Here is a 20,243-nt window from a genome sequence, read left to right as displayed (position 1 = left end):
CCATGCGACGGCTCCTCCCGTTTTTCCTTCCAGGCCTCCTCCTGCTCGCGGCCTGCACGACCCCGCCGCCCGAGGCCTTCGTCACCTCGGCGCGGGAGGCCGCCCAGGCCCGCGAGGCCGGCACCGACGCGCGCGGGGAACGCTGCCTCGCGCGCGCGGCCGCCGGCGCCGTGGCGGGGCGCGCCACCGAGCTGTTCTGCGGCGGCTGGACCCAGCCCGCGGCACGCGTGATCGAGCTGGACGGCCCGGTGGACCCGGCGCGGCTGGCCGCGCTCGCCGGCGGCGGGGCGTGGCGGGCCGGGCTGGACGCGCGCCTCCTCTGCGGCGCGGCGGAGCCGACGACGATCGCCGGCGGGCGCCCCGCGCTGATGCTGTCCTGCCGGCGGCGCGCAGGGGGATGGCCGCACCTCGCCCTCGTCGCGGCGGGGCCCGGCGGGCCGGTGCTGGCGGACGGGCTGCCCGCGGCGCTGCCGGTGGTCGAGGGCGTCATCGTCGGCGTGCCCGGCACGCGGGCGACCCGCTCCGCCGCCGTGCAGCTCGCGACTGCGCGGCTCTCCGCGGAAGCCTTCGGCGCGGCCGAGGTCGCACGCTACGAGGCACTGATCACCCTCGGCGCCGAGCTGAACCAGGCGGAGAACTTCGCCGCGGCGGCCGACGCCTACCGCGACGCGCTCACGATCCAGGAAGGCGTCCTCGGCCGCGACAACCCGGACGCCGTGACGGCGGTCGCGCACCTCGCGCTGAACCTCTCGAATCTCGGCCGGGGGGCGGAGGCGGCGGCGCTCTTCGCGCGGGCGGGGCGCATCGCGCCGCTGGCGGCGGACCCCGTCGCGCCGGCGCGCGTGCTGCACTACCGCGGCCTCGACGCGGCGAACCGGGGCGAGGCGGAGACGGCGGCCCGGCTGCTGTTGGAGGCCGAGCGGCGCTACGCCGCGCTGCTTCCGCCCGACCTCGTCCAGGGCGCGGGGGGCGGCGCCGCGGCGGAGGTGGCCCCGGCGCTCGCGCTCGATACGGTGGCGCAGTCGGCGCTCCTCGGGCTCGTCGAGGTCCAGCGGAACCGCGGCGTTGCCCTGGCCCGCGCGGGACAGCCGGGGCAGGCCGCGGGCCTCGCCCAGTCCTCGCGCGATCTGCTGCTGCGCGCGGGGATGACGGAGGGCATCGTTCTCGGCCGCAGCTTCCGCAGCGAGGGCATGGCGCGGCAGGTCCTCGGCAGCGGGGCGGAGGGCGGGCTCTACGCCCAGGCCGCCGGACGCTTCGCGAGCGCCCAGCCGGGCGAGCGGCCGGAGGCGACGACCCTCTTCCTCTCCGGCGCGCGGCTCGCCGCCTCGGGCCGGCAGACCGAGGCGCTGGAGGCCTTCCGGCGCGGCGCGGACATCCTGCGGGCGCGGCAACTCGGGCTGCCCGTGGCGCTGGTGCAGCCCTATCTCGACCTGTTGCTGGCCTCCCCCGACCCGGGGGCGATCGCCGAGATGTTCGGCGCGATGCAGCTAGCGCGGCGCGACGGCACGGCGCGGCTGACGGCTCAGGCCAGCGCGCGGCTCGCGGCTTCCTCCGGCGACCGGCGCGTCGGCGCAGCGCTGCGGGCGATGCAGGACGCGGACCGGACCCTGCGCGCCGTGCTGCTGGAACAGGGGGAGCCGGGGCGCGCGAACGACCCGCGCCTCGCCGAACGCGTCGCGGAGGCGCGCCGCGCGCGCGACGCGGCGGAGGACGAGGCGGCGGCGGCCGCGCCGGGCTACCGCCAGTTGCTGATGGGCGCGGCCGACGCGGCCGCCGTCCGCGCCGTGCTTGCGCCGGACGAGGCGCTCTTCGTCATGCTCGCCGGTCCCGACCAGGCGCATGTCCTCGCGTTGCGCGGCGACGGGCGGATGCTCGCGCGCCGCGTGCCGATGGGCGAGGCGGCGATGGACGCCCTCGTCGCCCGGGTGCGGTCGGGGCTGGTGACGGGTGGCGCGCCGCGGCCCTTCGACGCGGAGGCCGCCCACGCGCTGCACGCCGCGCTCGTTGCGCCGCTCGCCCCGGTGCTGGAGGACGCGGCATCGCTCGTGATCGTGGCGGACGGGCCGATGCTGCGCCTGCCCTTCGCGCTGCTGCCGGAACGGCCGGAGGCCGGTCGCGACGCGCCCTGGTTGATCCGTCGCCACGCACTGTCGCACATGCCGTCCGCACAGGCCCTCGTGACGCTGCGGCGCGCCGGGGCGGGCGGCGCCTCCGCCGCGCCGCTGCCCTATCTCGGCTTCGGCGATCCGGTGGCCCCGGCGCCGGCGCTGCTGCGCACGGCCTTCCCGGCGGAGGCCTGCCCGAACGACGCGAACGTCGCGGGGCTGCTGCCGCCGCTGCCGGGCTCGCGCGCCGAGCTGAGCGTCGCGGCGCGCCAGGTTCGCGCGGGGCTGGAGAGCCTGCGGCTGGGCGCGGCCTTCACGCCGGCCGCCGTGCGCGCGGCCGATCCCGGGCGCCACCGCGTCCTGCACTTCGCGACCCACGCGCTGCTGCCGGCCGACCTGTCCTGCCTGCGGGAGCCTGCGCTGCTCGCCTCGGCGCCGCGCGGGGCGGGGATGCGCGGGCCGCGCTGCTCACGGCCTCCGACATCCTGGACCTGCGGCTGGATGCGGACCTCGTCATCCTGTCGGCCTGCAACACCGCGGTCGGGCCCGCCGGCGGTGACCTGGCGGGGGAGGGGCTGACGGGCCTGGCGCGCGCCTTCTTCTACGCGGGAACCCGCGGCGTGCTCGCGACGCACTGGTCCGTGGACGACCTCGCCGCCGCCATCACCATCGCCGACCTGCTGCAGCGCCAGGAACGCGGGGCGCCGAGCAGCGCGGCGGCCCTGCGGTCCGCCCAGCTCCTCCTGCTCGATGGCGCGGGAAGCCGCTTCGCGGCGGAGTTCGCGCACCCCGCCTGGTGGGCGCCCTTCGTGCTGATCGGCGACGGGCGGCGGGGCGGGATGCGGCTTGCCGGCGGCTGAATCCGGCCGCCGCATCGCCCGGATGCTCCGCCGGCGCGCGGCGCGGGCCGCGCTGGTGGCGGCGGCCGTCGCGCTCGCCGTCATCGGTGCGCGGGGGCGGGCTGGCTCCAGCCCGTCGAGCTCGCCTGGTACGACGCGCAGGTGCGCGCCACGGCGGACGCGGCGCCGGCGTCCGGGATCGCCCTCGTGCTCGGGGACGAGGAGGACATCGCCCGCTACGGCTGGCCGCTGCCGGACGGCGTGCTGGCCCGGCTCATCGGCCGGTTGCTCGAGCGCGGCGCCGCCGGCGTGGCGGTGGACCTGTTCCGCGACCGCCCGGTCGGGGAGGGGGCGGAGGACCTCGCGGCCCTGCTGGCGCGCGAGGACCGGGTGGTGTGGGCTTACCGCCTGGGCGATGCCGGCCTCCCCGGCGTACGGCCGCCCGCCGCCCTCGCCGGCACGCCGCGCGCGGCCTTCGCCGACGTCGTCGCCGACGCCGGCGAGGTCGTCCGGCGGGCCCTGATCGCCGCCGACGACGCGGCGGACGGGCGGGTCGCCCTCTCGCTCGGCGCCGCGCTGGCGGAACGGGTCGCGGGGGAACGGCTGCGTCCGGCCGGTGACGACCTCGCCTTCGGCGGCGGCCTGCTGCGCATCCTGGAACAGCCCTTCGGCCCCTATGCGCGCCTGGATGCGGCGGGGTACCAAGTCCTGCTCTCTTACGACGGCGCCTTTCCCCGCCTGACGCTGCGCGACGTGCTCGAGGGCGAGCCGTCCGTCGTGGCGGGACGGGGCATCCTCGTCGGCGTGGACAGCCTCTCGGTCCGCGACAGCTTCTCGACGCCGCTCAGCACGGGGCTCGCGCGCCGTCCCCCCATGCCCGGCGCGATGCTCCATGCCCATGCGGCGGCCAGCCTGCTCCGCGCCGCGCAGGGCGAGCCTGCGGCGCCGCGGCCCCGCCGCGCGGCCTGGAGCACGCGGTCGTCGCGGCCGGGGCGGCCCTCGGGGCGCTGCTTCCCCTCGCCGTGCCGCCGGCTGCCTTCGCGATCCTGGCCGGCGGGCTGGTCCTGCTGGGGGTCGGGCTCGCGCTGGGCGGGTCGTTCCTCGCCTTCGGGGCGGGCTGGCTCCTCCCGGGCGCGCCCGCCGCCATCGCCCTCCTCCTCGCGGCGACGCTCTCCGCCTGGCTGCTGCTCGGCGTCGGGCACCGGCAGCGGGCACAGATCCGGCGCAGCTTCGAGCACTACATGGATCCGCGCCTCGTCGGTCGCTCCTCGCGGCGGAGGTGCCGCCGCGGCTGGGCGGCGAGCACCGCGAGATCACCGCGCTGTTCACCGACATCGAGGGCTTCACGGGCCTGGCGGAAAGCCTGCCGGCGCCCCGGCTCGGGGAACTGCTGAACGACTACTTCGAGGGGCTGGCCACGGCCGTCATGCGGCATGGCGGCCTGGTGAACGACTTCATCGGCGACGGCATGGTCGCGCTCTTCGGCGCGCCGGTCGAGCAGCCGGACCACGCCGCACGCGCGGTGCGCGCCGCGCTCGACATGGACACCTTCGCGGCCGGCTTCGCGGCGCGGCTGCGGGAGGAGGGCGTCGCCTTCGGGCGCACGCGCATCGGCGTGCACACCGGGGCGGCGCTGGTGGGCAACCTGGGGACCCGGTCGCGCCTCAAATACGGGGCGATCGGGGATACGCTGAACGTCGCCGCGCGGCTGGAATCGCTCAACCGCTTCCTCGGGACCACGGTCCTCGTCTCCGCCACGACGGCGGGGGCGGCGGGCGGGGCGTTCCGCCTCGTGGGCGAGGTCGCGCTCTCCGGCCGCGCCGCGTCCACGCCGGTGCTGGTGCCGCACCGCGGCGGACCGGAGGCGGCCGCGCTGCACGCGGGCGCCGTGGAGGCAATCCGCGCCGGCGAGGCCGCGCGCGCGGCGGCGCGGCTGGAAGCGCTGGACCGGCTCCTGCCCGGCGATCCCGTCGCGCGGTTCCACCTGGACCGCCTGCGGGATGGCCTCTGCACGCTGGAGATCTCGCCCGGCGGGAAGTAAGCGGAGCCGGGGAGCGGCGGCCGCCGCGGCGCGGCCCCGCGCATCCATGCCCCGCCGCCGGGTCGCCTCAGGCCCGCCTCGGGCAGCTCAGAGCGGGGCGGCCTGCTTCGCCGGCTGCTGCAGCGGCTCGGGGCGGATGCGGTAGCGGTCCTGGAAGTCGCCCGTGTCGCCCTGGAGCTGCGCGTCGAGGCGCTGACGGTCGCGGTCCCGCACGTAGCGGATGGCCGCGCCGGCCTCGTCCTCGCTCGCCCCGAGCTGCCGCAGCGCCTGGCCGCCGAGCAGCAGGGCGGATTCCAGCGTCTCCCGCACCTCGGCCACCCCGTGCGAGAGCAGTTCGAGGGAGTGGCGCCGGTCGAACGAGCGCACGACGAGCGGCGTGTCGGGATAGGCCTCCCGCAGGATGCTCACGATCCGCGTCGTCGTCTCCTGCCGATCCGTGCAGACGGCGATGAGCCTGACCCGGCCGGCGCCCGCGGCGCGCAGCACGTCGAGGCGCGTGCCGTCCCCGTAGTGGACGCGCGCGCCGAACCGCGCGGCGGCCTCGACCTGTTCGACGTCGCTGTCGATGATCGTCAGCGCGGCCCCGTGCCGCAGCAGCACCTGGGCCGCCATCTGCCCGACCCGGCCGAAGCCGATGAGGAGGACACTCCCGCGGGCGTCGGAGAAGTCCTCCTCGGGCTCGGCCGCGGCGGCGTCGCGCGCGAGCAGCGGCGCGAGTCGGGAAACGAAGGGCGTAAGCAGCATCGAGAGGGTGACGAGGGCGACGAGCAGGCTGGCATGGTCCGTCAGCATGACCCCGGCTGTCGCCGCGGCGGAGTAGAGGACGAAGCCGAACTCCCCACCCTGCGAGAGGAGGAGCGCCGCGCGCACCGACGTCCCGTGGTCGTGCCCGAAGGCGCGGGAGAGGCCGTACATGACGAGGGTCTTGGTGATCGTCAGCACGGTCGCGGCGACGATCAGCGACAGCAGGTTGTCCCGCACGACCGCGAGATCCACGCTCATCCCGACCGAGAGGAAGAAGAGGCCGAGCAGGAGGCCGCGGAAGGGCTCGATGTCCGCCTCGAGCTCGTGGCGGTAGCTCGACTCGGCCAGCAGCACGCCGGCGAGGAAGGCACCGGCGGCCATGGACAGCCCGACGAGCTGCATCAGCCCCGCCGCGCCGAGCACGACGAGGAGGGCGGCCGCCGTCATGATCTCCGGCGCGCCGAAGCGGGCGAGGAGGCCGAAGAAGGGGCTGAGGAGGAAGCGCCCGGCCAGCACGACGGCGGCGACGGCCGCCAGCATCTGTGCGGCCGCCAGCCAGGCCGGCGTGTCGTCCGCGGACGGCAACGGGGAGAGGACGGCGACGAGCGCGATCAGCGGCACGATCGCGAGGTCCTGCATCAGCAGCACGGCGAAGGCGGTGCGGCCGTGCGGCGATTCCACCTCGCCCCGTTCCTGGAGCATCTGCATGACGATGGCCGTGGAGGAGAGCGCGAGGCCCAGGCCGGCGATGATGGAAGCGGGAAGGCTGCGTCCCGCGACCAGCAGCGGGTAGAGCGCGATCACCGCGCCGGAGACGACGACCTGCGCCGTCCCGAGCCCCAGGATGTCACGCCGCATGGACCAGAGCCGCCCGAGGTTCAGCTCCAGCCCGATGATGAAGAGCAGCAGGACGATGCCGAGTTCGGCGATGCCCGACACGCGCCCTGGCTCGGAGAAGAGGCCGAGGACGGAGGGCCCGATCGCGACGCCCGCCGCGATGTAGCCGAGGACGGAGCCGAGCCCCGCCCGTTTCGCCAGCGGTACGGCGATGACCGCGGTTGCGAGCAGCACGACAGGCTCGAGGAGCGAGGTTGCATGGGCGGTGTCGGCCACGGGGCCTCCGGAAGGTTGCGGGGCCGGGATGCGGCGCGGTCTGGACGGCCGCAGGGTGCTTTATCGGTGCCGCGCCGTTCAAGGTGGCGCGTCGCCGATCCCAGGCGCGTGAGGCCGCGCCCTTTTCCTTGCGGCACGCCGGTCCCGCTGGGCACGCTTCCGCCCTTCGGCCCGCAGAGGCGATCCAGGGAGGACCACATGACCATTGCGCGAATCCTGCACACCAAGGGGGCGGAGGTCGTCTCCGTCCCGCCCGACGCCTCGGGACGGGAGATCGCCGAGGTCCTTGCCCGCCACCGCATCGGCGCCGTCCTCGTCCGCGACGGGGAGGGAAGGGTGGTCGGCATCGTGTCGGAGCGCGACCTGGTCCGCTGCATGGCCCGGAACGGCGAGGCGCCGGACCACACCCCCGCACAGGGGCTGATGACCCAGGTGCTGTCCACCGTGACGCGCGCGACGACGATCGGCGAGGCGCTGGCGCTGATGACGGACCGCCGCGTCCGCCACCTGCCGGTGATGGAGGGCGGTGCCCTGCTCGGCATGATCTCCATCGGCGACCTCGTGAAGGCGCGGATCGAGGAGGCGGAGCACGAGGCGCAGACGCTGCGGGAGTACGTGACGGCGGCCTGATCGGGGCGCTTGATTGGGGCGTCTGATCGGGGCGCGCCCTCCGGCACGCCTGGTCGTTACGCCGCCCCCTTGGCTTCCGCGCCGCGCCGGGCCAAGGGGGCGCCATGCCATCCGCGCCACATGTCCTGACGCTGTCCTGCCCCAACCGCCGGGGCATCGTCGCCGCCGTCTCCACCCTGATCTTCGAAGGCGGCGGCAACATCCGGGAAGCGCAACAATTCGACGACGGCGCGACGGGGCGCTTCCTCGCCCGCATCGTCGTGGACCACCCGGAGGGCGCGCTGGACGTCGCCGGCCTGCGTGCGGGGATGGAGCCGATCGCGGCCCGCTTCGGCATGACCTGGACGCTGCGCGACACGGCGGTGCGCCGGCGCGTGATGCTGATGGTCTCCAAGTTCGACCACTGCCTCGCCGACATCCTCTACCGCTGGCGGCTCGGGGAACTGCCGATGGAGTTCTCGGCGATCGTGTCCAACCACGCGCGCGACACCTACGCGCACCTCGACTTCGACGGCGTGCCGTTTCGCCACCTGCCCGTGACCCGCGACACGAAGATGGAGCAGGAAGCGGAGGTCTGGCGCCTGGTGCGGGAGACGGGGACGGACCTCGTCATCCTCGCGCGCTACATGCAGGTGCTGTCGGACGGGCTGGCGGCGAAGCTGTCGGGGCGGTGCATCAACATCCACCACTCCTTCCTGCCGGGCTTCAAGGGCGCGCGGCCCTACCACCAGGCCCATGCGCGCGGGGTGAAGCTGATCGGCGCCACCGCGCACTTCGTGACCGCCGACCTGGATGAGGGGCCGATCATCGAACAGGATGTGGAGCGCGTCTCCCACGCCGACACGCCGGACGACCTCGTCCGCCAGGGACGGGACATCGAGCGGCGCGTGCTGTCCCGGGCGCTGCGCTGGGTTCTGGAAGATCGTGTGCTGCTGAACGGGTCGCGGACGGTGGTGTTCCGGGACTGAGCCGGGTCACACCGCCTGCCGCGCTCGGATCTCCACGGGCGCGTTGCCGGTCGAGGACGCACCCCGCGCCGGCGGGATCGGGGCACCGGCGAGGCGCATTGGAACCACCGCAAGCGCGCCGGCGCGGAAGACCGAACGACCCGTGATGGTAAGCTCCGGGAACGGCATCCCCGGATCGCCGTGGCTCCAACCGGAGGGTCAGGCGACCGGCGTCGCCAGGATCCGGCGCTGCAGGTGTCGAACCCAGAAGTTGTAGGACGGGTGGATATAGGTCCCGTTGTACCGACCCTCGTTCAGGTTGGTGCTCGCGACGTAGCGGATTTCGAAACCCGTCGCGTCGTAGGGGATGTCCACCGTGGCGGAATGCGACCGAATGAGGAGGGTCGCGCGGATCACGCCCGGGGTCAGATCCATCATTCGCCAGCCGAGTTCCGTCCCCGCCTGCCTGATCTGGGCTGCCCGCTGCTCCGGGGTGCCCCTCTGCAGGAAGGCCTGCCGCTCGATGGTCTCCAGGGGAGCGGTGCGGCCGCAGGCAGCGACGAGGGGAAGGGTAGCGGCGAGCGCCAGGACGGCCCGGCGGGACGGGAGCGGAGGGCTGAACAAGGAAGGACCTGCCTCGGGGAACCGGCATCGCCCGGGAGAGAAACCCCAGGCGCGGCATCCTTTCATCACGGCCGTGAGCCTCGTGCAACGAGCGGGACCGCGCTGCTTGACGCCCCACGCCCCCGCTGGCATCGCTCCGGCCCTTTTTCCACGGCCCCGTAGGATCCACCTTCCCGCTATGCCCGCGATCACGCTGCCCGACGGTTCCGTCCGCCACTTCGACGCGGCGGTGACGGGGACCACCGTGGCCGCGTCCATCGGCCCCGGCCTGGCGAAGGCCGCTCTGGCGATGGAGGTGGACGGCGCGATCAAGGACCTGGCGGCCGAGATCGCCTCCGACGCGCGCGTCCGCTTCATCACGCGCAAGGACCCCGAGGCGCTGGGCATGATCCGGCACGACACGGCGCACGTCCTGGCCGAGGCGGTGCAGGAACTCTACCCGGGCACGCAGGTCACGATCGGCCCGTCCATCGAGAACGGCTTCTACTACGACTTCGCCCGCAACGAGCCCTTCACGCCGGAGGACTTCCCGCGGATCGAGGCGAAGATGCGCGAGATCATCGCCCGCAACGCGCCCTTCGTGCGCTCCGTCATGCCGCGCGAGGAGGCGATTGCCTTCTTCGAGGCCAAGGGCGAGCGCTACAAGGCCGAACTCATCCGCGACCTGCCTGCGACGGAGGAGATCAGCCTCTACTCGCAGGGCGACTGGATCGACCTCTGCCGCGGCCCGCACCTTCGGGGCACGGGCGACGTGGGCCCGGCCTTCAAGCTGACGAAGGTGGCCGGCGCCTATTGGCGCGGCGACCACCGCAACGCCATGCTGTCGCGCATCTACGGCACGGCCTGGCGCGACCAGAAGGAACTGGACGCCTACCTCCATCAGATCGAGGAGGCCGAGCGCCGCGACCACCGCAAGATCGGCGCGGAGATGGACCTCTTCCACCTGCAGGAAGAAGCGCGCGGGTCCATCTTCTGGCATCCCAAGGGCTGGCGCCTCTACCGGACGCTCGAGGGCTACATGCGCCGCCGCCTCGACGCCGCGGGCTACGACGAGGTGAAGACGCCCCAGCTCGTGGACCGCAAGCTCTGGATCGAGTCCGGGCACTGGGAGAAGTTCCGGGAGAGCATGTTCATCGCCACCGTCGAGGACGAGTCCGAGAAGGACCATGTCCTCGCCCTCAAGCCGATGAACTGCCCCTGCCACGTCCAGATCTTCAACCAGGGCATCAAGTCGTACCGGCAACTGCCGCTGCGCATGGCCGAGTTCGGTTCCTGCCACCGCTACGAACCGTCCGGCGCGCTCCACGGCATCATGCGGGTACGCGCGTTCACGCAGGACGACGCGCACATCTTCTGCACGGAGGACCAGATCGGGCCGGAGACGGTCCGCTTCGTGGACCTGCTCTCCTCCATCTACCGCGACCTCGGCTTCGAATCCTTCCGGGTGAAGTTCTCCGACCGCCCGGCCGTCCGCGCCGGCACGGACGAGACCTGGGACCGGGCGGAAGGCGCGCTGCGCGATGCCTGTGCCACGGCCGGCGTGCTGTACGAGCTGAACCCGGGGGAGGGGGCCTTCTACGGGCCGAAGCTGGAATTCGTCCTCCGCGACGCCATCGGCCGGGACTGGCAGTGCGGCACGCTCCAGGTGGACTTCGTCCTGCCGGAGCGCCTGGACGCCGAATACGTGGGCGAGGACGGGGCGAAGCACCGCCCCGTCATGCTCCACCGCGCCATCCTCGGCTCCTTCGAGCGGTTCATCGGCATCCTGATCGAGCAGCATGCCGGCCGCTTCCCGCTCTGGCTCGCGCCGGTGCAGGTCGTCGTCGCCTCCATCGTGGACGACGCCGCGCCCTACGCGGAGGAGGTGGCCGCGGCGCTTCGTGCCGCCGGCCTCGCCGCCACGACCGACATCCGGAACGAGAAGATCAACCGCAAGGTCGCCGAGCATATCGAGGCGCGGGTCCCCATCCTGGCCGTCGTCGGCCGGCGGGAGGCGGAGGAGCGCAACGTTGTCCTCCGTCGACTCCCCGGCCGGGAGCAGGAGACCCTGCCCCTCGCCGAGGCGGCCCGGATGCTCGCCGCGGAGGCTGCCCCTCCGGACCTCGCATCGCCGGCGGCCGCCCCCATGCCGTTTCCCGTTGCGGCGGCCTGACCGGCACCCCATAACCTCACGTCGCGACACCACTTCCAGAGGAGACCACCCTGGCCCGAGGCCCAATGCCTGCTGCTCCGCCCGTACGGACCGGCCCACGCGTTAACGAGGAGATCCGCTCCCCCCAGATCCGCGTCATCGACGAGGAAGGCGAGATGCTCGGCGTCATGTCGGCGCGCGAGGCGCTCGCCCGCGCCTATGAAGTCGGCCTGGACCTGCTGGAAATCAGTCCTAACGCGGTCCCCCCTGTCTGCAAGATCACCGACTTCGGCAAGTTCAAGTACGAACAGCAGAAGAAGGCCAACGAGGCGCGGAAGAAGCAGAAGGTCGTCGAGATCAAGGAAATCAAGGTTCGTCCCAACATCGACGACCACGACTACGACGTGAAGATGCGCCAGATGAAGGGCTTCATCGAAGAAGGCGACAAGGTGAAGGTCACCCTTCGCTTCCGTGGCCGCGAGATGGCGCACCAGGAACTCGGCGCGAAGGTGCTGGAGCGCATCCGGAACGAGATGGCGGAAGCGACGAAGGTGGAATCCATGCCCCGCCTCGAGAACCGCCAGATGATCATGGTGCTCGCGCCGAAGTAACGCGGCGCGATCCGCCGTCCCCGGTCAGGCCGGGGCGGCGAGGGAAGCCAGCCGGTCCGCCAGCTCGGCGCCGAGGACCGGCTTGCGCATCATGCTGAAGCTCTGCGTCAGCGCGCCCTCCAGGGCGAGCGAGGCGCCGTCCTCGGCATTGCCCGTCAGCAGCACGGTCGGCACCGCCGTCCCCGCGGCCCGCAGCCGGCGGATCAGGTCGATGCCGTTCATGCCCGGCATGTTCAGGTCGGTTACCATGGCGTCCGGCGCTCCGAGGCGGCCGAGGATGGCCAGCGCTTCCTCGGCGTTTGCGACCGCCAGGACCTCGTAGCCCTCGTCGGCGAGCTGCGTCGCAAGGACCTCCCGCACGACCTCCTCGTCCTCCACGAGGAGGACGCGAGGCCGGCTGCCGGCCGGCCGGGGCCCGGCGAGAGCCGCCGGCGGGGTGGCGCCCGTCGCCTCGACCCGCCGGACGGGAAGCCAGAGCGCGACGGTGGTCCCGAGGCCCGGTGCGCTCTCGATGGTCAGGACGCCGCCGGATTGCTCGGCGAACCCCTTGGCCATCGCCAGGCCCAGCCCGTTCCCCTGGCCCAGGCCCTTCGTCGTGAAGAAGGGCTCGGCGGCCCGCGCGAGCGTCGCGGTATTCATGCCCGTCCCCGTGTCGGCGACCGACAGGCGCACGTATTCCCCGGGCGCCAGGCCGGCGGGGGCCGGCTGTGCCCGGTCTGCCACCACCTCGCGGCTCGCCGAGAAGGTCAGGACGCCACCGCCATCCATGGCGTCGCGGGCATTGGTGGCGAGGTTGACGAGCACCGTCTCCAACTGACCGCGATCCGCGAAGACCGGCGGCAGCGCCGGCGGGACGGCGAGCCGGATCGCGATATGCGATCCCAGCGTATGCGACAGGATCTCCTGCAGACCGGCGAGGAGTGCGCTCGCGTCCACTGGCTCCGCCCGCAGGTCGCCCCGCTGCGCGAAGGCCAGCAGCCGCCGGGTAACGGAGCTCCCGCGCGCCGAGGCCGTGAGGATCAGCGCGGCGAAGCGGCGCACCGCCTCCGGATCCGTTGCGCGCTTCTCGATGGTGGCCGCGCAGCCCGTCGTGGCCTGGAGGACGTTGTTGAAGTCATGCGCGATGCCGCCCGCGAGTTGCCCCAGCGCCTGCATCCGCTGGGCGTGCGCAGCCCGGGCCTGCGCTTCCTCACGGGCCGAGACCTCCGCCTCGACTCGGGCCTGGAGGTCCTCGTTCAGGCGTCGCAGCTCGGATTGGGCGCGGTCGCGTTCGGCGATGGATGCCCGAAGGCCCGCATTCGCTTCGGAGAGGGAGGCGGAGACCTGTTCCACCTCCCGGATCGAGCCGGGGATCCGGGGCAGCACTTCGACGCGGCCGACCTGCCCCGCGGCCCGGCCGAGCATCTGGATCGGCCGCGCGAGCCGCCGGCCATAGACGAGCGCCGCTGCCACGGAGAGCCCGAGCGCCAGGAGCCCCGCGACCCCGAGGGAGATGAGGGACTGGCGGAGCGGCGCGCCCAGCACCGCCTCCGGCACGCCGACCGCGATGCGCCAGCCCCAGCCGGGCAGCCGGGCATAGGCGCCCCAGACCGGCACGCCCGCGACGTTGACGGTGCGCAGGCTGCCTTCATCCGCGGTCTCGCTCGTGCCGCGCAGAGCGGCGTTGGCGAGCTGCCCGACGAAGCGGTCATGCTCGACCGACCGGGCCACGATCCGGTCGGTGCGGTCGAGGATGGAGACCGCCCAGCCCGACGGCAGTCGCTGGGGCGCGAGCAACGTCGCGAGGTGGCGCGCACGCACCGCGACGTTCAACGCATAGGCCACCTGCCCGTCCCGGAACACCGGCGCGTTCAGCAGAACGTAGGGCTGCCGGTCCGTCGTGCCGACGTAGAGGTCGGAGACGCAGGGCGCCCGCGTGCGGAAGACGCATTCATCCGCCGCGACCACCGCCGGCGCCGTGCTGACCGGCAGCGGTGTGCCCAAGGGGAACAGCGTATTGACGAGTTGCTGGCGCGAGGCATCGCGCAGGACGATGGCGCCGCCCTCCGGCGCGATCTGCACGGCCTGTTCGTGGAAGCGCCGGAGATCCCCGTCCTGGAGGGCGGGCGAGGTCGCGAGCGGCCGAAGCAGCCCGCCGAGGCTCGCCAGTTCCCGGTCGAGCTCGAGGGCCAGGTTCCGGGTCACGAGCATCGTCTGCTGCTGATAGTCCCCCCGCGCCTGCCGCACCGCGTTCCAGGCGATGACACCGAGGAGGCACCAGAGCGGCACGACGATGGAAAGGGTGAAGATCGTGAGATGCGCCCAGACGGGCAGGGCGCGGCGCACGGGGCGCATGTTCCGGGCGATTCCGAAGTTCCTCCCGCTATTCCGCCGATACGCACACGGAACGCTCATCGATGTTGACGCGGTTTTGCTTGCCGATCCATCGGCGTCCGGCCGGGCCGCCGTCACGCTGCGGTGATGCGGCGGCGGGGCCTTCGGGCGCCCGCGCCGCTCAGCGGCCGGCGAGGGTGACGAGCGTCGCCGCCAACACCCGCGCGCCGTTCGCGAGCTGCGACGCCTCCGTGTATTCCGCGGGGTTGTGGCTGATGCCCTTGCGGGACGGCACGAAGATCATCCCGGTCGGGCAGATCGGGACGACGAACTGGGCGTCATGGAAGGCCCCGCTCGGGATGCGCGCGCTGGACAGGCCCTGGGAGCGCGCCGCGTCCTCGACGGCATCCATCACCAGCGGGTCGAAGGCCGCGGGCAGGGCATGGAAGCGCTCGGAGATCGTAACGTCGCAGTTCTTCACGGCGGTGCGGATGGTGTTCTCGATCGCGTCGCCGTTCGTCAGAAGCATCTCCTTGTCGGGGTGCCGGAAGTCGATCGTGAAGCGGACGACGTCGGCCACGGTGTTGGACGAGCCGGGCAGGACCTCGACGCGGCCGATGGTGAAGCGCAGCACGTCGTTCGGGTCGGACATCAGCGCGTTGAGCGCCGTCGCTGCCCGGATGAAGTCCTGCACCGCGTCCCGTCGCAGGGAGACGGGGGAGGTGCCGGCATGCGCCGTCTCCCCGCGGATTTCCACGACGAACCAGCGGCTGCCCTGGATGCCCGTGACGACGCCGATGTCCTTCGCCTCGGTCTCCAGGACCGGACCCTGCTCGATGTGGGCCTCGACATAGGCGAAGGGCCGGTGGGCGCCGAGGTCGCGTCGCGGCAGGTCGGCTTCTTCCCGCAGGTGTTCGTCCAGCGCGGCGCGGAAGGTCACGCCGTCCGGATCCGTCACGCCGTCCCAGGTGTTCGGCGGGGAATGATGCGCCCAAGCCATGCTGCCCATGCAGCCCGGCGCGAAGCGGCCGCCTTCCTCGTTGGTCCAGGCGACGACCTCGATCGGTCGCGTCGTAGCGATCCCGGCTTCGCGAATGGCCTGCACCGCCTCCAGTCCCGCGACGACGCCCCAGATGCCGTCGAAGCGGCCGCCGTTGGGCTGCGTATCCATGTGGCTGCCGGTCAGCACGGGCGCCGCGCCGGCCTCGGTCCCCTCGTGCCGCAGGAACAGGTTGCCGAGTTCGTCCACGGACACCGTCAGGCCCAGGTCGGTCGCCCAACGGATCATCAGCCGCCGCGCCTGCCGGTCCCCCGGCGTCAGGCAGGCGCGGTTCACGCCGGGCGAGCCGTCCGCGCCGGTGATCGCACCGATCTGCGCCAGCTCCATCAGCCGGTCCCATTGCCGCTGCTCGCTGACGGCGTAGACGAGGTTCGGGGCCACGCTGGTGCTCATCGTCCGTCCTTCGGGAAAATCCGAGACTGTTTCGCTGCCACCTGGCCGCAGATCAACCCTGGTGGGGGGCCTCGTAAGGGGAGGGGTCGTCCAGCCCCGGCGGCGCCTGCACCGACGGGTCGCGCCGGATCAGGGTGGCATCGTTCTCCCGCACCGAATTCACCCGCTTCGGCACGGGCCAGCAAGCCAGCCATTCCGGCGGACAGGGGCGGAGCAGGTCCAGCAGGTCCTGCGCTTCTGCTGGCTCCTCGCCGAGCCAGGCTCTCCAGGCTTCCCGCGACAGGATCACGGGCATGCGGTGGTGGAGCGGCCGCTGCTTCTCGTTCGCCTCGGTCGTGATGATCGAATAGGTGCGGAGCCAGTTCCCATCGGGGTCCTTCCAGCCCTCCCAGATGCCGGCGAGCGTCATCGGTTCGGCGCTGCGCAGCGCGACGGCATAGGGCTGCTTCGGGTCCTTCGACCGCGCCTTCTCCGCCGTCTCGGTCGGTGTGAGCCATTCGTAGAACCCGTCCGCCGGCACGAGGCAGCGCCGCTTGGCGAAGGCGTCGCGGAAGGACGGCTTGTCCGCGATCCCGTCCGACCGCGCATTGATCAGCCGCGCCCCTCCCGCGGCATCCTTCGCCCAGCGCGGCACCAGCCCCCAGCGCAGCACGTCCAGGTGCCGCGCCCCGGTTTCCGGGTGCCGGCGAACGACGGGCATGTCCTGCGTTGGCGCCGCGTTCCAGTTCGGCGCGAAGTTTGGCGTCGGCAGTGGCTCGCCCCGCCCGTAGTAGTCGGCGATCCCCGCCGGGTCGCGCTGGAGGAAGTAGCGCCCGCACATCCCGATCCGCTCCCGCCCATGTTCCCGGTTTCGCGTTCACCTGTGCCGCTTCCGCCCCCGCCGCAAGCGGAAACCCGGGCGGCGCGCGGCCGTTATGGACCCGTAGACCACGAACCAGAGGAGAGTCGCATGGACAAGGACCGTATCGAGGGCGCCGCGAAGCAGGTGGGCGGCGCGATCAAGGAAGGCGTCGGCAAGGTCACCGGCGACACCAAGACTCAGGCCGAGGGCGCGGCCCAGAAGGCCGAGGGCAAGGTGCAGAACACCTACGGCGGGGCCAAGGACGCCGCGCGCGATACGATCGACAAGGTCTGATTCACGACCTCGCGGATGGTAGGGGGGCGGTCGGCGGGAACGCCGGCCGCCCTTCGCGCGTCAGCGGGACACGAATTCTCGCAGGGCGGCGAAGAGCCGCTCCGGTTCGTCCACGCGCAGCGAATGGCTGCTGTCCTCGAACACCACGTAGTCGCTTCCCGGCATGAGCGCGTGGATCTCCGCCGAGAACTCCGGCGGGCAGATCCAGTCCCGCGCGCCGGCGATGATCAACGTCCTCGCCGTGATCCGCGGCAGCAGCGGCCGCAGGTCGAAAGATCGCAGGAACCCGCCCGGCCCAAAGGCTGCGTTCAGCGCCGCGGGCGAATGGATCATCCGCGCGACGCCGTCCGCCGCCGCCGCGGGGTCGTGCCTCACGGCGTAGAGCGGACCCATAGCCCGGTAGAAGCCTTTGTGCGCCGCCTCGTCGGTGAACGCGCCAGCCCAGAGCCGCTCGCAGGCCGCTTGCTGCTCCGGCGTCCCGCGCTCCGCCATGACCCGCTGCGCGCGTTCGATGAACCCGCCATGTGCCGCCGTCACCATCAGCGCGAGGTGCGACACCGCCTCGGGATACCGCGCCGCATGCGCCATGGCGACCATCCCGCCATAGGACGTTCCGAGCGACACGATCGGCCCAAGGCCAAGATGGCGCCGCAACGCCTCCATGTCCTCCACCGCGTTCTCGAGGTCGTAGGTCGCTGGGTCGCCGCGCGCCGACCGCCCCTGTCCCCGGTGGTCGAAGTAGACAAGCTGCATGGTGTCCGTCAGCGCCGACCAGCCCGGCTTGAAGCCGCTGTGGTCGCTACCCGGCCCACCGTGGATCACGAAGGCGACCGGCCTTTGCCGCATCCGCGGCCCGTCGGGGACCAGCCCCATGCCGTCCACGTCGAAGTAGATTTCCGTGCCCCGAAGCCGCGCGCGCATCCAGCCCTCCGTTCTGGAGGGACAGCGTGCGGCGCGGCCGCCCGGCGCGCCAGCCCCTGTCAGAACGGCAGCACGGCGTCCAGGATCTGCTGACCGTAGCGGGGCTGCTGCACGTCGCTGATCGTGCCGCGGCCGCCATAGGTGATCCGCGCCTCCGCCAGGCGGTCGTGCTGCACCGTGTTGTCGCTCCCGATGTCCTGCGGCCGAATGATGCCGGCCAGTTGCAGGTCCCGCATCTCGAAGTTGACCCGGACCTGCTGCCGCCCCGCGACCACGAGGTTTCCGTTCGGCAGAACCTGCGTCACCGTCGCCGCGACCCGCATCGTCACCGCTTCGTTCCGCTTGATCGTCCCCGCGCCGTTGGACGAGTTCTGCGAATTGGCCTGCAGCATCCGTGACGGATCGAAGCCTTGCGGAAAAAACCGCGCATAGGACGAGTCGAGGCCAAGGATGCGGGGAATCCCCAACTGCTCGCTATTGTCGCGCGACCGTTCCGTCGTGTTCTGCAGTTCCGCCTGGTCCCGGATGGAAACCAGCACAGTGACAAGGTCCCCGACCGAAGCGGCGCGCTGGTCTCGAAGGAAGGTCCGGCTCCCCGGTCGCCACAGGGAATTGGCCGAAAGCGTCCGCGCGTCCTGCGCCGCTGGCATCGGCATCGACACGGGCCGGTAGTCAGGTTGACGCGTCGGGTCGGCGATCGGCGCCATCTCCGGCGCGCGTCCGACCCGGGACAGCCGCTCCACCGACCCGCAGGCCGATAACGCCAGCGGCAGCAGCAGGATGGCGACACGCATCGTCAGCGCCCCCCGACGGGCACGGAACCCATCGCGACGACCACCCGCCCCGGCGCCACCGCGCGTCCCTCGACCACCTGCCGCGAGGACAGGTTCATCACCGGCACCACTGCCCCCAGCGCGGCGGCTTCCATCGCCCGTCCCTGCGCCGTCAGCGTGAGACCCGGACCTTCCAGCACCAATAGCACGCTCCCGTTCTTCTCGATAACCGCCGGTGCCGAGAGGTCCGCCAGTGCGAAGGGCAGCCCCTCCGCCACGGGACGACGCAGCGCCAGCCCCACGACCTGCCCCGCATCCGTCGCGAGCCCCGGCCGCACCCGCTCCACCCGCTGCCGAACCACGCGCACGTCGCCCGGCCGCACCGTCTCGCCCAACGCCAGCCTCCGCGTGGCTACCACGACCGCCGCGGTCGCCACGGCCCGCCCGGCCACCCGCACCCGCAGCGTCGGCATCCCCTCCGCCACCACGACGAGCGTGGCCGCGAAACGGTTCGTCGCGACGTCGTAGGACGGCTGTTCCAGCGCCAGCTGCGCGAAGGACGCGATCGGCACCATCGGCGGCTGGAAGCCCGGCAGTTCCAGTTCCGCCCCCGCGTCCACGCCCAGCCGCACCAGGTCGGCCCGCAGCAGGTCCACGACCTCCTCGCGCTGGATCGCCCGTCCTGGGCGTTCCACCACCACCGCGTCACTTCCTGTGAGCGGCCGCCACGCCACGCCGTTCTGGCGCGCGATGGCGAGGAGTTGCGCCGGCTCCACCACCACGCGCCGTCCTGGCGCGGGGGCGGGGCCGATGACGCGCGCGGCGTTCTGCCCCGCATCGTCGAAGAGGTCGGAGAGGCGGATGACGGCATCCTCCACCACCGCGTGCGGACGCAGCACGGCGAGATCCTGCCGCGCGAGGGGCGCGACGTCCGCCCGGGATGGCGCCGCGAGGAGCACGAAGAGGAACAGCCAGCGCATCGCCGTCACCGCATCCGCGACAGGGTGGAGAGCATCTCGTCGCTCGCCGTGATGACCTTCGAGTTCATCTCGTAGGCGCGCTGCGCCGTGATCAGGCTCGTGATCTCCTGCACGACGTTCACGTTCGACGTCTCGACGAAGCCCTGCATGACGTTGCCGAAGCCAGGCGATCCCGGCGCCCCTTGCTGCGCCGCGCCGGAGGACGGCGTCGCCAGCAGCAGGTTGTCGCCGATCGCCTCCAGCCCGCCCTCGTTCGCGAAGATGGACAGCTGCAACTGCCCCACGGTCTGCGGGTTCGTCTGCCCGTCGAGCTTCGCCTGGACCTCGCCGTTCGCGTTGATCGTCACGTCCCGCGCATTCGCCGGGATCGTGATGCCCGGCGACACCGGATAGCCCTCCGCCGTCACGATCACCCCTTCCGGCGAGAGACCGAAGGTGCCGTCGCGCGTATAGGCCGTCTCCCCAGAGGGCAGCGTGACCGTGAAGAAGCCGTTGCCCCGGATCGCCAGGTCGAAGCGGTTCTCCGTCTGCTGCAGCGATCCCTGCTCATGGATGCGGTACACCGCCGCGGTCCGCACCCCCAGCCCGACCTGCGCCCCCTGCGGCAGCGTCGTCCCGGTGTCGGAGGATTGCGACCCCACGCGCCGCAGGTTCTGGTAGATCAGGTCCTGAAACTCGGCGCGACGGCGCTTGTACCCCGTCGTGCTCATGTTCGCGATGTTGTTGGAGATCACCTCCACATTGGTCTGCTGGGCCATCATGCCCGTGCCGGCGGTCCAGAGCGCGCGCATCGTCAGTGTCCCCTCACCGGCGACCGCCGGCACTGCTCTCGATCATGCGGGCCGGCGGTCCAGAGCGCGCGCATTGTCAGTGTCCCCTCACC

The 20,243-nt window shown here is 72.7% G+C and carries 18 protein-coding genes and 1 pseudogene; 10 read left to right on the top strand and 9 right to left on the bottom strand.

Annotated elements, in window-relative coordinates; translation table 11 throughout:
- Positions 1-2: 2 nt before the first annotated feature.
- The 5 genes and pseudogenes from ACE7GA_RS22790 (at position 3) to ACE7GA_RS22770 (ending at position 4,985) form a co-directional block, all read left to right on the top strand.
- On the top strand, positions 3-2,684 hold the full coding sequence (locus tag ACE7GA_RS22790; RefSeq protein ID WP_376092008.1) for a CHAT domain-containing protein: 2,682 nt from the start codon (positions 3-5) through the stop codon (positions 2,682-2,684).
- A complete protein-coding gene (locus ACE7GA_RS22785) occupies positions 2,570-2,965 on the top strand; it encodes a CHAT domain-containing protein (protein WP_376100484.1) in 396 nt (131 codons plus the stop codon). Before ACE7GA_RS22790 ends, ACE7GA_RS22785 begins: the two co-directional genes overlap by 115 nt.
- Positions 2,966-3,871: pseudogene (locus tag ACE7GA_RS22780) on the top strand (CHASE2 domain-containing protein); the annotation flags it as partial.
- A gap of 95 nt (positions 3,872-3,966) precedes the next feature.
- Complete coding sequence (locus tag ACE7GA_RS22775) at positions 3,967-4,338, top strand: hypothetical protein (RefSeq protein WP_376092005.1); 372 nt, start codon at positions 3,967-3,969, stop codon at positions 4,336-4,338.
- On the top strand, positions 4,224-4,985 hold the full coding sequence (locus tag ACE7GA_RS22770) for an adenylate/guanylate cyclase domain-containing protein (protein ID WP_376092002.1): 762 nt from the start codon (positions 4,224-4,226) through the stop codon (positions 4,983-4,985). The genes ACE7GA_RS22775 and ACE7GA_RS22770 overlap by 115 nt, the downstream gene beginning before the upstream one ends.
- 87 nt (positions 4,986-5,072) lie before the next feature.
- Here ACE7GA_RS22770 and ACE7GA_RS22765 read toward each other — a convergent pair whose 3' ends face one another.
- Positions 5,073-6,842, bottom strand: coding sequence for a monovalent cation:proton antiporter-2 (CPA2) family protein (locus ACE7GA_RS22765; RefSeq protein ID WP_376091999.1), 1,770 nt, complete (start codon positions 6,840-6,842; stop codon positions 5,073-5,075).
- A 198-nt stretch (positions 6,843-7,040) separates the two neighbouring features.
- Between ACE7GA_RS22765 and ACE7GA_RS22760 the strand changes: the two genes are divergently transcribed.
- Together ACE7GA_RS22760 and purU are read left to right on the top strand one after the other, a co-directional pair.
- Complete coding sequence (locus tag ACE7GA_RS22760) at positions 7,041-7,472, top strand: CBS domain-containing protein (protein ID WP_376091996.1); 432 nt, start codon at positions 7,041-7,043, stop codon at positions 7,470-7,472.
- Between the two features lie 104 nt (positions 7,473-7,576).
- Positions 7,577-8,440, top strand: coding sequence for a formyltetrahydrofolate deformylase (gene purU, locus ACE7GA_RS22755; protein WP_376091993.1), 864 nt, complete (start codon positions 7,577-7,579; stop codon positions 8,438-8,440).
- A gap of 198 nt (positions 8,441-8,638) precedes the next feature.
- On the opposite strand, the gene ACE7GA_RS22750 is transcribed toward purU, so the two are convergent.
- Positions 8,639-9,043, bottom strand: a complete 405-nt coding sequence (locus ACE7GA_RS22750; protein ID WP_376091990.1) for a hypothetical protein — start codon at positions 9,041-9,043, stop codon at positions 8,639-8,641.
- A 178-nt stretch (positions 9,044-9,221) separates the two neighbouring features.
- Between ACE7GA_RS22750 and thrS the strand changes: the two genes are divergently transcribed.
- Positions 9,222-11,195 carry a threonine--tRNA ligase gene (gene thrS / locus ACE7GA_RS22745; protein WP_376091987.1) on the top strand — a complete coding sequence of 658 codons (1,974 nt, stop codon included), beginning with the start codon at positions 9,222-9,224 and terminating at the stop codon, positions 11,193-11,195.
- 65 nt (positions 11,196-11,260) lie between these two features.
- Positions 11,261-11,785, top strand: a complete 525-nt coding sequence (infC, locus tag ACE7GA_RS22740) for a translation initiation factor IF-3 (RefSeq protein ID WP_376091984.1) — start codon at positions 11,261-11,263, stop codon at positions 11,783-11,785.
- Positions 11,786-11,809: 24 nt separating this feature from the next.
- Here the strand turns inward: infC and ACE7GA_RS22735 are convergent, their stop codons facing one another.
- The 3 genes from ACE7GA_RS22735 to ACE7GA_RS22725 all read right to left on the bottom strand — a co-directional run bounded on the left by ACE7GA_RS22735 (position 11,810) and on the right by ACE7GA_RS22725 (position 16,371).
- On the bottom strand, positions 11,810-14,119 hold the full coding sequence (locus ACE7GA_RS22735) for a response regulator (RefSeq protein ID WP_376091981.1): 2,310 nt from the start codon (positions 14,117-14,119) through the stop codon (positions 11,810-11,812).
- A 160-nt stretch (positions 14,120-14,279) separates the two neighbouring features.
- Positions 14,280-15,551, bottom strand: a complete 1,272-nt coding sequence (locus ACE7GA_RS22730) for a M20 family metallo-hydrolase (RefSeq protein ID WP_376091978.1) — start codon at positions 15,549-15,551, stop codon at positions 14,280-14,282.
- A gap of 52 nt (positions 15,552-15,603) precedes the next feature.
- Entirely contained in the window at positions 15,604-16,371 is a 768-nt protein-coding gene (locus ACE7GA_RS22725) for an SOS response-associated peptidase (RefSeq protein ID WP_376091975.1), read from the bottom strand.
- A gap of 129 nt (positions 16,372-16,500) precedes the next feature.
- On the opposite strand from ACE7GA_RS22725, the gene ACE7GA_RS22720 reads away from it, so the two are divergent.
- Entirely contained in the window at positions 16,501-16,686 is a 186-nt protein-coding gene (locus ACE7GA_RS22720) for a CsbD family protein (RefSeq protein ID WP_376091972.1), read from the top strand.
- Between the two features lie 60 nt (positions 16,687-16,746).
- On the opposite strand, the gene ACE7GA_RS22715 is transcribed toward ACE7GA_RS22720, so the two are convergent.
- From ACE7GA_RS22715 to flgG, 4 genes are read right to left on the bottom strand one after another with little or no spacing between them, the layout of a single operon-like run.
- Complete coding sequence (locus ACE7GA_RS22715; RefSeq protein ID WP_376091969.1) at positions 16,747-17,607, bottom strand: alpha/beta fold hydrolase; 861 nt, start codon at positions 17,605-17,607, stop codon at positions 16,747-16,749.
- Between the two features lie 59 nt (positions 17,608-17,666).
- On the bottom strand, positions 17,667-18,401 hold the full coding sequence (gene flgH, locus ACE7GA_RS22710; RefSeq protein ID WP_376091966.1) for a flagellar basal body L-ring protein FlgH: 735 nt from the start codon (positions 18,399-18,401) through the stop codon (positions 17,667-17,669).
- A 2-nt stretch (positions 18,402-18,403) separates the two neighbouring features.
- Positions 18,404-19,360 carry a flagellar basal body P-ring formation chaperone FlgA gene (gene flgA, locus ACE7GA_RS22705; protein WP_376100482.1) on the bottom strand — a complete coding sequence of 319 codons (957 nt, stop codon included), beginning with the start codon at positions 19,358-19,360 and terminating at the stop codon, positions 18,404-18,406.
- A 5-nt stretch (positions 19,361-19,365) separates the two neighbouring features.
- Positions 19,366-20,151, bottom strand: coding sequence for a flagellar basal-body rod protein FlgG (gene flgG, locus ACE7GA_RS22700; protein ID WP_376091963.1), 786 nt, complete (start codon positions 20,149-20,151; stop codon positions 19,366-19,368).
- Positions 20,152-20,243: the final 92 nt, after the last annotated feature.

This window comes from Roseomonas sp. CCTCC AB2023176, assembly GCF_042259275.1.
GTDB lineage: Bacteria > Pseudomonadota > Alphaproteobacteria > Acetobacterales > Acetobacteraceae > Roseomonas.
Note: the sequence above shows the minus strand (reverse complement) of the source record. Positions and strands in the feature narration are given on the sequence as shown.

What these genes read in the sequence shown, in the direction of transcription:
- ACE7GA_RS22790 (WP_376092008.1), top strand. Translation starts at nt 3, where the DNA reads ATGCGACGGCTCCTCCCGTTTTTCCTTCCAGGCCTCCTCCTGCTCGCG.
- ACE7GA_RS22760 (WP_376091996.1), top strand. Translation starts at nt 7,041, where the DNA reads ATGACCATTGCGCGAATCCTGCACACCAAGGGGGCGGAGGTCGTCTCC.
- purU (WP_376091993.1), top strand. Translation starts at nt 7,577, where the DNA reads ATGCCATCCGCGCCACATGTCCTGACGCTGTCCTGCCCCAACCGCCGG.
- thrS (WP_376091987.1), top strand. Translation starts at nt 9,222, where the DNA reads ATGCCCGCGATCACGCTGCCCGACGGTTCCGTCCGCCACTTCGACGCG.
- infC (WP_376091984.1), top strand. Translation starts at nt 11,261, where the DNA reads ATGCCTGCTGCTCCGCCCGTACGGACCGGCCCACGCGTTAACGAGGAG.
- ACE7GA_RS22735 (WP_376091981.1), bottom strand. Translation starts at nt 14,119, where the DNA reads ATGCGCCCCGTGCGCCGCGCCCTGCCCGTCTGGGCGCATCTCACGATC.
- ACE7GA_RS22730 (WP_376091978.1), bottom strand. Translation starts at nt 15,551, where the DNA reads ATGAGCACCAGCGTGGCCCCGAACCTCGTCTACGCCGTCAGCGAGCAG.
- ACE7GA_RS22725 (WP_376091975.1), bottom strand. Translation starts at nt 16,371, where the DNA reads ATGTGCGGGCGCTACTTCCTCCAGCGCGACCCGGCGGGGATCGCCGAC.
- ACE7GA_RS22720 (WP_376091972.1), top strand. Translation starts at nt 16,501, where the DNA reads ATGGACAAGGACCGTATCGAGGGCGCCGCGAAGCAGGTGGGCGGCGCG.
- ACE7GA_RS22715 (WP_376091969.1), bottom strand. Translation starts at nt 17,607, where the DNA reads ATGCGCGCGCGGCTTCGGGGCACGGAAATCTACTTCGACGTGGACGGC.
- flgH (WP_376091966.1), bottom strand. Translation starts at nt 18,401, where the DNA reads ATGCGTGTCGCCATCCTGCTGCTGCCGCTGGCGTTATCGGCCTGCGGG.
- flgA (WP_376100482.1), bottom strand. Translation starts at nt 19,360, where the DNA reads ATGCGCTGGCTGTTCCTCTTCGTGCTCCTCGCGGCGCCATCCCGGGCG.
- flgG (WP_376091963.1), bottom strand. Translation starts at nt 20,151, where the DNA reads ATGCGCGCGCTCTGGACCGCCGGCACGGGCATGATGGCCCAGCAGACC.